Origin of the sequence: Parabacteroides goldsteinii DSM 19448 = WAL 12034 (assembly GCF_000969835.1) — a bacterium.
GTDB classification, from domain to species: Bacteria; Bacteroidota; Bacteroidia; order Bacteroidales; family Tannerellaceae; genus Parabacteroides; species Parabacteroides goldsteinii.
Genome location: NZ_KQ033912.1, coordinates 2,562,376 through 2,575,361 on the forward strand (window position 1 = coordinate 2,562,376; position 12,986 = coordinate 2,575,361).

Below are 12,986 nucleotides of genomic sequence, written 5' to 3' on the forward strand. Positions count from 1 at the left end.
TTAGAATGAAACATTAACACTGAAGCCGATGTTACGTGAGAATACCGCACCACCACTTTCCATATATTCGGAACTGTAAGTTGTATTCAAACCTTCCGGGTGAATGTTGTCGGGCAAGCTGTTATACAGGAAACCCAGGTTACGTGCCATCAAGCCTACACTGACATTCTGCATATATGCTTTTTCTACCCATTTTTTAGGTAATTGCCAATGTACGGAGACTTCACGCAGCGCAATCCATGAACATTTGTGGATACCTTCTTCGCGGATACCGCCAGACCAACTATATACATTGTCGTAATACTTGTAGGCCGACAGCGGTTCAACCAATCCTTTTTCGTAAGCAGCCTGATAGCTCATGCCGGATACATCCTGTCCCTTGATTTCTGTGCCGGGCATGAATACACCTTCCGGAATGACACCATCGTTAACGGTTCTCCCGTCGGCCAATGTACGAGGTAGACCGCCATATTGTGTATCGCGACCAGCCAGTGAAGACTTGATATTACCGGAATTCATACCATAGTAATAACTTGCAGAGAAGATGTCACCACCGAAACGGGCATCAATTACAGCATTCAACGTAACGTCCTTCCAACTTACGGAAGTATTAGCACCCCACAAGAATTTGGGTTGCAAGGAACCGATCTTTACACTTTCGTTTGAACGAGGATAAGAACCGTCTGCATTTAATAGTTTTTCGCCCTTTTCATTACGTGTGTAACCGTATGAAGTATAGATATCACCGTAAGAACCGCCAACGGTTGCCCATCCCTGCGTATCTGTACCGCCACCTAACAACTGATATTTGTCAACACCTTCAAACAGGGAAACAATTTTATTTGTATTGCGTGTCAGGTTGAATGATAAGTCCCAACGCCAATCTTTTGTCTCGATCGGAGTACCGGTGATCAATAACTCGATACCCTTATTCTGGATATCACCGGCATTGATCCAGCGTTTGCCTACACCTGACTCGGATGCGATCGGCAAGCCCAGGATTTGGTTCTTTGTATTGGTCTTATACCAGGCAAAGTCGAAACCTAAGCGGTTCTTTAAGAAACGCATATCCAAACCAACTTCGATGGAGTGTTGTTTTTCAGGTTTCAAATTCAAGTTAGGCAATTCATCCTTGTCAAATTTGTAATACGGATAAGTTCCGCTACTTAATTGATTATCGAATGTATTGTCGAAAGCATAGTAACCTGTACCTGTTGTTAAATACGGTGCACAGTCATTACCCACAATGGCGTAAGAAGCTCTTAACTTACCGAAAGAGATGAACTCCGGCATGTGTTCACGCAGACCTTCAACAAACAACCAAGAGGCACCTACCGACGGATAGAAGTAAGAAGTATTACCTGTACCGTTTTCGTAGATCAATGCAGACGACCAGTCGTTACGTCCAGTGATATCCAGGAAGTAAACGCCTTTATAGTCCATATTGGCGAAAGCATAGATAGAATTGATACGTTTCCGGTTGGTGTTATACCTCACTTCTGTTTCAGCTCGTTGTACGGAGTTGGTCATGTCGAACAGACCAGGTACACGTAAACCGTTCTTTGAGTCGGTTTTATGATAACCGCTCTTTGTGTCCCACTGCTCAACAGCCACACTACCACTGATGTTGAAGTCGTCGAACGAATGGTTAGCTGTCAACATACCGGTAATTTTGTACTGGTCTTTCTTGTTTTCATGGATCTTGTAAGCTGCCCCATCGTACTTGCTGGCACCTGTTGCCATTACTTTTGACTCGTTGGTAGTGTACAATTTATAGATGTCACCTTTTACTTTTACAGATAACCAATCCAACAGTTTCAGATCCAGGTTCAAGTATCCGCGTACACTCATTTCATCTTGTGTGTAGATGTTTTCCAAGTAATCGTAGATGGTTTTAGAGTAACCGTATGGGTCCATCGAGTTGTAGCCGTCGCCTGCCGGACTGATGTAACGTTTGTCTTTCAGCCAATAGTCTGTATCATATTCACGGGCGATGCTGTACATGAAGTCGTAGATCGGTGAACCTGAACCACCCTGCCGAGTCGGGTTTTGCGCCTTCGATTCGATATAAGAGAAACCGCCTTCTGCTTTCAAACGAGAACTGATATCGTGTGAGGCGTTTAAGCTGAATGAATTACGTTTGAACTCATTATTGAAAGTCAAACCATCGGAATTCAAGTTTGAATAAGAAAAACGGAATGCACTTTTTTCAGAACCACCTTGCAATGCCACATTTGTGTTCATGTAACGGCCGGTCTTATACAAATTCTGCAAGTTGTTTGTTTTTGCAGAATAGATCATTTCCTGACCGTCCACATAGAACGGCTTGCCGTCGAAACGCGGTCCGAAACTACGTCCGGCCGAGGTATAACGGTTTTCAGAACCGTCATCATTCAACGCCCAAACGGGGGATGAACCGGAACCGAATTCGTTTTGCAAATCAGGGGTTGCATAGATCTTTTCCCACTGTTGCGTGTGAGAAACAGAGATACCGATACCTTCTCCTTTGCGTCCTTTCTTGGTGGTGATCAAGATCACACCGTTTGCTGCACGTGAACCGTAAAGGGCAGTAGCGGCGGCACCTTTCAAGACAGACATAGACTCGAAGTCGTCGGAGTTCAAGTTTTTCAGGTCATTACCCCAGTCTTGGCCCTGGCCGGTTTTTGTTACTTCATTGTCGATGATAATACCGTCGATAACGAAAATCGGCTGGTTGTTACCGCCCAATGAGGTGTTACCACGAATAATGATGCGTTGTGAAGATTGCGGGCCGGAGTTACCCATGTTAATCTGTACACCGGCAACCTTACCTTGCAAACCATTGATCGGGTTAGGAGAGTTTACTTTGGCGATTTCATCTCCTTTCAGTTCTGTCATGGCGTAACCCAGTGATTTTTTGTCACGCGACATACCCAGGGCTGTTACTACAACTTCATCCAGGGCTTGTGAATCTTCTTCCAGAAGAATTTTCATTGTCGTTTGTCCCGTGTAGGCGATTTCTTTTGTTTTGTATCCGACAAAAGAGATTTGTAGGACTTGACCTTTTTTGACGTTATCCAGTGTAAATTTACCGTCAAGATCAGTCATAATACCATTAGTGGTGCCTTTGATTACCACAGAAGCTCCAATTACCGGACCTAATGCGTCTTCTACGACTCCGGTTACTTTCCCACTCTGTTGGGAAATGTTTACACTTTGCCTGTCGGGCAATACGTCGGCGTAGACTCCTATCGGAGATGCTAATGCACCGGCAAGCAAAATCAAGCTTGGAAATTTCAATTTTTTAGACATAAGCGTTTGATTTATAAGTAAAAATAGATGTGTGTATAATGTGTTTCAGCATCAATTAAATTATTATCATAGTTCTAGTAGAACTATGGAATTATGTCAAAAAGAAAGTATGATGAATTGCTTAAAATAGGATAAATCTATTTTAAATTAGTTAACCGCCAGCTTGTGTGCGCTAAAATGGTTAATTTTGTCACAAATTAGTTGTAATTAATTATAAAAAATGAGGTCAGAAATGAGATGTTAACTGCTAATCTATTTTTTGATAGATATTATGAATTAGTTCTACTAGAACAATATCATTTAGAAAAATGTAAAATGCTGACTATATATTTATAGTTCATTTGTTTGCCTTAATTTTTAATTTACAGTATCGAGTCTTTTTTGAATGTTTCGATATGTTAAATATTCTATTGTCTGCTATTTTTCTCTCCTGCTGAAATGCTTTTTTATGTAATCAATTGTTATTTAGATAATGGTGGTAATTTTAATCTAAATCTCCCTGATGTATTTTCATGGATTTGTTTAGCTTTGTGAAAGCTTATGTTTTAATACGATTTTACATTATAAAACACAATAATATGAATGACGTTTCAAAAAAAGTAGTAGTTCTTTTGGCTCATCCCAATCTGAAAGAATCACAGGCTAACAAGGCTTTAGCCGATGCGGTAAAAGATATCGATGGCGTGATGGTATACGATCTGTATGAATATCAGGATCAGTCTTTTGATGTAAATGTGTGGAGCACGATTATATCCGATGCTTCCGTGGTGGTCTTTCAATTTCCTTTCCACTGGATGTCAGCACCTTCGTTGTTGAAAAGATGGCTGGACGAGGTCTTTACTTCCCTGGCAAAGACACCAGCTGTAGCCGGCAAGCCGTTGCAGATCGTCACTACAACAGGTTCGGAATATGCCGCTTACCGTAGCGGAGGCAGGAATTGTTTCACGATGGATGAACTTCTGCGTCCTTATCAGGGATGTGCAATACATGCCGGAATGACCTGGCAGACGCCATTGGTGGTTTATGGCATGGGAAGTGCCGATGCTTCCAGGAATATAGCAACGGGTGTCGAGGTTTACAGAAAGATGGTGGAAACGGTACTGGCTGATCATACGGTGAATAATGCCTGGTAAAGTTTTCGGATAATTAATGAACTTTCTGCCTTAATTCCTTTCAAATCAACAAAAAATATCTATTTTTGCGAAGTTGATGTTTTTAATGTTTGCGCAGACAATATTAATTATCTAAATAGAATACCATGAAATCAGAAGACATCTCACGTCGCTCGTTCCTGAAACGGGCATTGGCATTATCGGCAGCTACTGTAATACCTTCGTTTTGGATCCCTTCGAAGGCTGGTGCAATGCCGGGTGTACCGTTCGTTAGTGCGAACGAGAAAGTTAATATCGCATTTATTGGCATTGGTAACCGGGGTGGTGAAATTGCCAAGGAATTGTATAAGACCGGATTGTGTAATGTTGTAGCCCTTTGCGATGTGGATATGGGGGCGAAGCATACGCAGGAACTGATCTCCATGTTCCCGAAAGTTCCCCGTTATCAGGATTTCCGTAAGATGTTCGATCAGATGGCGGATAAGATCGATGCTGTGACGGTGGGGGTTCCCGACCATGCCCATTTCCCGATCACAATCGAGGCAATGGCCCACGGCAAACATGTATATGTTGAAAAACCGATGGCGCGTACTTTCCAGGAAATAGAACTGATGATGCGCGGTGAAAAGAAATATGGCGTGGTCACACAGATGGGTAACCAGGGACATTCCGAAGCCAATTATTTCCAGTTCAAGGCATGGAAAGAAGCTGGTCTGATAAAGGATGTAACAGCTATCACCGCTCATATGAACTCTCCGCGTCGTTGGCACGGATGGAATCCGAATATCAAGCATATGCCGATGGGAGAACCGATTCCTGAAACAATGGATTGGGATACCTGGCTGGGGGTAGTGCAGCATCATGACTATAACCATGATTATCATATGGGACAATGGCGTTGTTGGTATGACTTCGGTATGGGCGCGCTGGGTGACTGGGGTGCACATATTCTGGATACGGCACACGAATTCCTGGATATGGGATTGCCTACAGAGATCAACCCGTTGTATCTGAAAGATCATAATAAATTCTTCTTCCCGATGTCGTCGACTATCCTGTTCAAATTCCCCGAAAGAGGCGATATGCCGGGAATAGATGTTACCTGGTACGATGGTCTGGATAATATCCCTCCTGTTCCTGAAAACTTCGGTTCTTCGGATGTCGATCCGAATATTCCGACTGTAGCCGGTGGCAAACTGCAATTGATGAAACTGAATCCGGGTAAGGAAATTTATACGAAGACGCTGACATTCAAAGGAGGTTCTCATGGAAGTACATTGTCTGTCATCCCGGATAAGATTGCCAAGGAAATGAATCCAACCCTTCCCGAATACCAGAAGAGTCCTTCCAACCATTACGCGAACTTCCTGTTGGCTTGCCAGGGCAAGGAAAAGCCCCGTTCACCGTTCTCTATCGCCGGTCCGCTGAGCCAGGTATTCTGCCTGGGTGTATTGGCACAGCGCCTGAACCGTAAGTTAGTTCTCGACCGCACCACCAAAGAGATCGTCAACGACAGCTTCGCCAACCAGATGCTGAGCGGACAGCCGCCACGCAAAGGATGGGAAGAGTATTATAATGTATAGTGTTGGTTATATAGAATAATTTAGTTAGTAGCCAAAGTAGATCACTCAGATTCTGCTTTGGCTACTGATTCTTTCATGACTCTGTATCATTATAATAATATTTTGTTCATTGCAAATGAATAAAAAACGATATTTTTACTCATTATGAATGAATGAAATTTAGTTCGTAATTTGCGGGATTGAAACAGGGGTAGTCTATTTAACCTAAAAATATCCTGTTCCGGCGAATAATTTATCCCTTTCCTTCGTATATTTGTACCGCAACAAACTGATTGTCGATTGGTTTCGATAAGATTATCGATAGCCATCAGTAATTTTACGGACAGCTATCAGTTATATTACTGATGGCTGTCGGCAATAAGTTAGTAAGGCATAAAATTTAGTACAGTATGGCATCCCGAAAAATATCGTACGTAACCTTTTAAATCAAATTCCCATGAGTATCAAATTCAGTGTTTATAAGACTCCCCGGCCTAAAGGGAGTAAAGATAACTTAGAACATGCACGTCTTGTTTCGAGAGGAACAAAAGGTCTTGAAGAGATATGCAGAGATCTCTCGGATGCTTGCACGGTTAATTCGGCCGATATAAAAGGTGTGCTGGAAGCATTGACCGTATATATGGGCAGGGAGCTTGGCTATGGATATAGTATCGAGTTGGAGGGGATCGGGCATTTCTCCCCGGCGTTGCGTACCCGGAAAATTTCCGAGGAAAACGGAAGAATCAGGTTTAGTGTTTCTGTCGACGGGGTGAATTTTCGCTGTTCCAACCGTTTGAAGGAGATGGTTAAAGAAGAACGTCCCAAGAAAGTAAAAAGAGAAAATATTTCTTCTGAACCCATCGAAACCCGGAAAGAAAAGATGTTGGAATATATCCGCAAGCATGAAAGCATCAATGAATCGGATTATGCAGAGTTGAACAATTGTACTCGTTACCGGGCAGGCAAAGAGCTGAAACAGTTTTTGGAAGAAGGTATCATCCGTGAGATGGGATATAAAACGCACAGGGTTTATGTGTTGGCCGCGAAAGAGTAAAGTACTTTTTTCCCTTCGCATGTTTTCCCGGGAGCAGACTTACCTTACATGTCATCAGGAGAAAAACCTTTATATTCTATTGTGTACTTTTTATGGCTTGCAGCAATATTTCTGGCTTTATATTCTAATGTCCCTAAGTTGATCTCGTTAGGATTGTGTTTTACTTCACCGATGACCATTCTCTTATTGAATTCGTCTACGGCAACGATATCTATTTCGTTTTTATTTCCGTTTTCCCAATAAGAACCGATAGCAGACCATTCTTTGGATAAGATTAGCTGGTCTCGGAAATATCTTTCAAGTATTCGTCCTATATATGTGTTGTAATCTCTTTCTACCACCTGTCGAATGAATCCCAGATTGGATATTTCTACTGCGCTTCTGTATTTGTAAATAAAGCGAAACCAGAAGTTCAGGAAATTGTCATCAATATAATAACGGATCTGCCGGGTATTCGGCTTTGAAAATATTGGACTGGTACGGGTAATGACATTAAAGTCTTCTTCCAATGTTTTTAATTGGGGACCGACTGAAACACCTAATTCGCCTTCGATTTCCGGCCGGGATGTTTTAGAAGAGGCTATTAGGGAAAGAATAGAGAAATAAACAGTATAATCCTTTCCAAATTCTTCTATGAGAACATTTTTCCCTTCCTCTAAAAAGAAAGAGTTTTCGCTGAAAATAGTATCCAGTATTTTCTCTTTTGTAAAAGCTTTGCTCTTGATTAATAGTTCTATATACCGTGCAACACCTCCGGTTACTGTATAAAAAGCCAGTAAATCTTCCGGAGTGAAAGATGGGAAATGATCTCTTATGATATCTTTTATCACATCTACTGTGAATGGGCGTAACACAATGCGATGATCGGCTCGTTGGAATAGTGGTTCCCGGGAGTTTTCGAATATGCGTTTCATGAGTGAATAGATCGAGCCGCAAAGTACTAAGTTTATTTTTGCGTGATCTTTCATTTCATCCCATACATTTTGCATTTCGCTGTAAATGGCGGGATTAATATAATAGAATTCCTGAAATTCATCTATTACCAATGTAAAGTTTTGTTCAGTTGATATGCGCATCAGATATCGGAATAAATCCCGGAAGTTACGGTATTCAAGGATATCTGTACCTAATATGTCTTTGGCAATTGCTACAAATTCTTCGCAGAGAAGTACTTCATTCTTTTTAGTACAGAAGAAGTAAATCATCTTTTTGTTTTCGAAAGCTTTCTTAATCAATGTAGTCTTTCCGACACGCCGGCGCCCGATTACAATTGTCATTTGTGCTGCTTCGGCAGACAACTCTTCCCAGTCATGTAGTAATTGTAATTCTTTATTTCTATTGTAAAATTTCATAAGCTATCCTTCTATTGTAGTCAATATTACTGTAACTTTCGCTACAATAATGCAAATGTAGTTATAATATGCTTATTATGAAATAATTATAATGATATTTTTGAGGTAAACCGGTCAGACTTTATTCACAGGCTTCTTTTGCCGGGGTATTATCATTATCTTTGTAGCCTTTATAATAACGCTCGTATGAAATACATCTGCTGTCTGATCTTGTTCTTTACTGTCCTTTTACCTTCCTGTCAGTGGGGACGGCAGGAGGCTTTCTTTCCGGATGAAGGTTTGGCTGAACGTCTGTTGCGGGAAAATCCGGACAGCCTGGCGATGATACTGGAAGAGCAGGTCGTTCCAGCTGAACTCTCGGATAGCCTTCGGGCGGAATATGGCTGGTGGATCACCCGGCTGCATCAACGACAGGGACGGAATATGGTGAATGATTCGCTGATTCATTATACACTTCGTTGTTATGAGCAACAACAATCCCCTCGTCTGACAGAAGCATATATGTTAGCTGCTATGCAGGTGAACTATTCGGGAGATAAAAGGGAAGAGGCTAAAGAGTTTATTTCAAAAGGAATACAGATTGCAGCAAACAATAAAGATACCACTTTGCTGGTGGAGCTTGCTTCGACTCTGGGTTATCATGATCTGCTTCCGGGGAATCTTTCTCTGGTACCTGAAGACGTTAAGCACATTATATTCGATTATTATGCTTTAGATTCGTTGCAGATGATTCATTGTTTGTATGGTCTCGGTTGTTATTATGCTTCCCGGCAGGAACCGGATTCAATGGAGCATTATATGATACGGGCACTAAAACTGGCGGAAGAGCTGCGAGTTGATAACAGTTCGATTCTCCGTAATTATATAGATGGTTTGAATGCTTTCCATCAGAGTGAAAAGGCTTTGCCGCTGATGAGGAAGTTTGATCGGGAATATCCTCCGAAACATCTGCATGATAGTATTGTGAAGACTGCTACTTATGTATGTCTTTGGTTAAATCTGGGGAAATTGGATTCTGCGGAGGTTTACCTGAAACAATTGGAATATTGTTGCGATTTAATCCCCCGGGATTATTACGGGAACGGATATCGTACCTCTTTTTTTTATGTGGAGAAACTGCTTCGTAGTGTTTATGATGTAAAGAAGAATAATGCTCTGAATATCATTGCTGTCTATGATTTTTGTGAAAAGGTGGCATCGGTGGAAAGAAGGAATGTGGCAATAGAAAAAGAGCGGTTGTTTGTACAGAACCAACTGGAACGGAGGAATCTGAATCTGAAGATTCAAAAAGACCGGAACCACCGCCTGGCTCTTTATATTCTGTCGGCAGCCGCTTGCCTGATTTTCTTCCTGGCTTATTTATACCAACGTAAATTGTTGAAGAAGGAACGTTTTATCCGGCAGATGAGAGAGCAGATGCGACTGCATCAAATTGCATTAAGCGAAAAGGAACAGCTGATCCGGCAAAATGAGGAGGCGATCGAACAATTGTCAGCCCGCCAGTCGGAGCAGGAGGAAATAGCCGAACAGCAATTGAACGACCAGTTCTCTGAAATTGAACGGATTCGTCAGGAGAATGAGCTATTGAACCGGGAAAAGAAGCAGCTGCAACAGGAAATGGCCCGATATGCTCAGAATATCCCGGAAAAAAACGTTGAAATGGATTCGTATGAGCGGATGGTCATACAAAACCAAGCACTTACAACCAGCACGAAACAATTGTCTCTTCAGGTTATCTTGCAATATAAAGAGTTGGAACGTTTGTACAAAGGAGAAGTCCGTAATCTGTCGGATATAGACTGGCCTGCCATTTATAAATTGATAGATAAGATATTTAATAATTACACCCGGCGGCTTCGTGCTTCTTTCCCGTTGCTGACGGAGGAAGATATTCAGTGTTGCTGCCTGATTAAATTACAGCTGTCCACTTCGGCTATTGCCCGGTTGTATAGTATTGCTCCCTCTTCTGTCACCAAACGGAAACAGCGTATAAAGGAGCGGATTAATCAGGGAAAAAATGAGTTGATCGGGAAGGATCAGCCGACCGATGTCTATCTGTGGGGATTTTGATGGCGTGATTTGTCCACTTGAAAAATACAGATTCTTTTATTTGATTGTTTATTAATAGTTTAACTGTTCGTCATTGTACAGGTATCCGATATTCTTTGTCCACATGGAATTCAAGGTTGTCTACTGCGGAGGCTCTACCTTTGCCTTCAGATAATCACTCAAATTCTATGTTATATGAAAAGAATATATCTATTTATTTTAGGTGCTGTTCTGTCAGTCAGTCTATGTTATGCGCAAAAGATAAAGATCTCCGGAATGGTGACAGATGGAAGTACGGATGCCTCTGTTGAATTTGCCAATGTCGTGTTGCAAACGCTCGATTCAACTTTTGTCACAGGTGTATCGACTGATACGAAGGGACGTTTTCAGTTGGAAAAAATAGAAACAGGCAGTTATCGTCTGATTATTTCCGCTATTGGGTATACAGATAATATAACCGATCTGAATGGCCTTTCCAAGTCAGTTGATTTGGGAAAACTAACATTGAATGAAGCTGCGGAACAACTCGATGAGGTGACAGTTACAGCTGCCAATATTGTCAACCGGGCGGACCGTAAGATCGTATTTCCCAATAAACAACAGCTGGCAGCCTCTACAAATGGGGTGAATTTGCTTCAGGCCCTGATGTTACCGCGCATTCAGGTGAATCCGATGACAAGGGATATCAGTGTTTCCGGCGGCGGCTCTGTACAGCTTTGTCTGAATGGAGCGAAAGTGGATGCAAAGGATATTTCCGCATTACAGCCGAACGATATCATACGTATTGAATATCTGGAGAATCCCGGCTTGCGTTACGGAGATGCCGAAGCCGTATTGAATTATATCACCCGCCGGTACGAAACGGGTGGCTCCGTCAGCCTGGATATGATGAATTCCCCGCATGTAGTATTCCATAATGATGAAATATCAGCTAAATTGAATCATAAGAAATCGGAGTTTGGCCTGAGTTATTATGCCAGTCCGCGTGACTTTTACAAATGTTGGCGCACGAATGAAGAATCTTTCCTCTTTGAAGATGGTACCTCCCTGCACCGGTATGAAAAAGGGCAGCCCGGACATTTTCAGGAGCTGAATCATGGCGGTTCTTTCACCTATAATTATCAAGAACCGGATAAATACCTGCTGAATGCAAAGCTGGGTTACTGGGGGTATCTGCAACCACATACGGATTACAGAAGTGAGTTGTATAACGTTGAGTATCCGGACCATGTAACGGATATGCGGGATAACAATGATAAAAAAACACATCGTCCGTATGTCGATTTATATTATCAGCAGAACCTGAAGCACAAACAGTTTCTGGCGCTCAACCTGGTCGGAACATATATCTACACCGACTCCAAGCGTACTTATCAGGAAAAGCAGAACGATCTGTTGCTGACTGATATCTACTCCGGTGTAAAAGGGAATAAATATTCCGTGATTGGTGAAGGTATTTATGAAAAAGGTTTTGAAAAAGGCCGGTTAAGTGCAGGACTGAAACATTCACAAGCCTTTTCGGAGAATACCTATGATGGAAATATGACATATAAAACGGAGATGAAACAGTCGGATACCTATTTATATACCGAGTTTCAGGGCAAATGGCAAAAGCTCAATTATTCGTTGGGTGTGGGTGTTACCCGTTCATGGCTGAAACAGGAAGGGGAAGATGGTTATCAGACCTATACGTTCTGGCCTCGTTTTTCTTTCCGTTATGCTTTCTCTGATAATTTCTATGCGCGCCTGAATGGCAGCCTGACGAACAATCCGCCGGCACTGTCGGAGTTGAGTGCTGTCGAGCAACTGATCGATTCGATGCAGATACAGCGGGGAAATCCGGACCTGAATCCGTACAACCGTTACCAGGCCGATTTATATATGGAATATCGGAAGGGGAAAGTTTCTGTCGGCTTGTCTTCCCGTTATCGGAATGCTCCGAAAGCGATAATGGAATCTACTTTTATTGAGGATGGCATGTTTATTCATACTTATGAAAATCAGGATGGTTTTCAGTCCTTGAATGGCGAGTTGAACCTGCGGGCCGGTATGTTATGGAATATCCTGCAATTTTCTCTCAGCGGAGGCGTGAACCGTTACTGGAGTGATGGGAAAGATTACCGGCATACCTATACGAACTGGTATTATCGTGCAGAGATAATGGGGCAGTATAAACATTTGACGGCTATGTTCAGTATTTACAACCGCCGGAATAGTTTCTGGGGAGAGAAAATGTCGAGCGGAGAGAATCTTCATATGCTGATGGTCCGGTATAATTATAAACAGTTCTCAGTCGGAGCCGGTATGATCAATCCTTTTGCCAATAACTATAAACGGATTTATGAAAACTGGAATAAGTATGTTTCCTCGTACAAGGAGAATTATATCAATGAAAGCTCTCATGCCTTTTTCCTGACCTTTGCCTGGAATTTCCGGTTCGGTCGCAAATACCAGAGTGATGGGAAGAAGATATATAACCAGGATAATGATTCGGGAATAATGAATGCCGGCAAATAAATGATTGTCTGGCGGATTGCCGGCTGTTATTCCTGTTCGTATCAGTTAC

General features: G+C 42.1%; 7 protein-coding genes. 5 read left to right on the forward strand and 2 right to left on the reverse strand.

Annotated elements, in window-relative coordinates; translation table 11 throughout:
- Positions 1 to 3,291, reverse strand: coding sequence for a SusC/RagA family TonB-linked outer membrane protein (locus tag HMPREF1535_RS09280; RefSeq protein ID WP_046145956.1), 3,291 nt, complete (start codon positions 3,289 to 3,291; stop codon positions 1 to 3).
- 578 nt (positions 3,292 to 3,869) lie between these two features.
- Here HMPREF1535_RS09280 and HMPREF1535_RS09285 point away from each other — a divergent pair.
- The 3 genes from HMPREF1535_RS09285 (at position 3,870) to HMPREF1535_RS09295 (ending at position 7,019) form a co-directional block, all read left to right on the forward strand.
- A complete protein-coding gene (locus HMPREF1535_RS09285; RefSeq protein ID WP_046145957.1) occupies positions 3,870 to 4,424 on the forward strand; it encodes an NAD(P)H-dependent oxidoreductase in 555 nt (184 codons plus the stop codon).
- A gap of 125 nt (positions 4,425 to 4,549) precedes the next feature.
- Positions 4,550 to 5,986: a Gfo/Idh/MocA family oxidoreductase gene (locus tag HMPREF1535_RS09290; protein WP_046145958.1), complete on the forward strand. Its 1,437-nt coding sequence runs from the start codon at positions 4,550 to 4,552 to the stop codon at positions 5,984 to 5,986.
- 436 nt (positions 5,987 to 6,422) lie between these two features.
- Positions 6,423 to 7,019: an HU family DNA-binding protein gene (locus HMPREF1535_RS09295; RefSeq protein ID WP_046145959.1), complete on the forward strand. Its 597-nt coding sequence runs from the start codon at positions 6,423 to 6,425 to the stop codon at positions 7,017 to 7,019.
- 44 nt (positions 7,020 to 7,063) lie between these two features.
- Here the strand turns inward: HMPREF1535_RS09295 and HMPREF1535_RS09300 are convergent, their stop codons facing one another.
- Positions 7,064 to 8,371 carry an ATP-binding protein gene (locus tag HMPREF1535_RS09300; RefSeq protein ID WP_046145960.1) on the reverse strand — a complete coding sequence of 436 codons (1,308 nt, stop codon included), beginning with the start codon at positions 8,369 to 8,371 and terminating at the stop codon, positions 7,064 to 7,066.
- A 186-nt stretch (positions 8,372 to 8,557) separates the two neighbouring features.
- On the opposite strand from HMPREF1535_RS09300, the gene HMPREF1535_RS09305 reads away from it, so the two are divergent.
- Both HMPREF1535_RS09305 and HMPREF1535_RS09310 read left to right on the forward strand, forming a co-directional pair.
- Entirely contained in the window at positions 8,558 to 10,441 is a 1,884-nt protein-coding gene (locus tag HMPREF1535_RS09305) for a coiled-coil domain-containing protein (RefSeq protein ID WP_046145961.1), read from the forward strand.
- Between the two features lie 174 nt (positions 10,442 to 10,615).
- Complete coding sequence (locus HMPREF1535_RS09310) at positions 10,616 to 12,937, forward strand: TonB-dependent receptor (protein WP_046145962.1); 2,322 nt, start codon at positions 10,616 to 10,618, stop codon at positions 12,935 to 12,937.
- Positions 12,938 to 12,986: the final 49 nt, after the last annotated feature.

Coding starts and splice junctions, on each gene's coding strand:
- HMPREF1535_RS09305 (WP_046145961.1), top strand. CDS start 8,558: ATGAAATACATCTGCTGTCTGATCTTGTTCTTTACTGTCCTTTTACCT.
- HMPREF1535_RS09295 (WP_046145959.1), top strand. CDS start 6,423: ATGAGTATCAAATTCAGTGTTTATAAGACTCCCCGGCCTAAAGGGAGT.
- HMPREF1535_RS09290 (WP_046145958.1), top strand. CDS start 4,550: ATGAAATCAGAAGACATCTCACGTCGCTCGTTCCTGAAACGGGCATTG.
- HMPREF1535_RS09300 (WP_046145960.1), bottom strand. CDS start 8,371: ATGAAATTTTACAATAGAAATAAAGAATTACAATTACTACATGACTGG.
- HMPREF1535_RS09285 (WP_046145957.1), top strand. CDS start 3,870: ATGAATGACGTTTCAAAAAAAGTAGTAGTTCTTTTGGCTCATCCCAAT.
- HMPREF1535_RS09280 (WP_046145956.1), bottom strand. CDS start 3,291: ATGTCTAAAAAATTGAAATTTCCAAGCTTGATTTTGCTTGCCGGTGCA.
- HMPREF1535_RS09310 (WP_046145962.1), top strand. CDS start 10,616: ATGAAAAGAATATATCTATTTATTTTAGGTGCTGTTCTGTCAGTCAGT.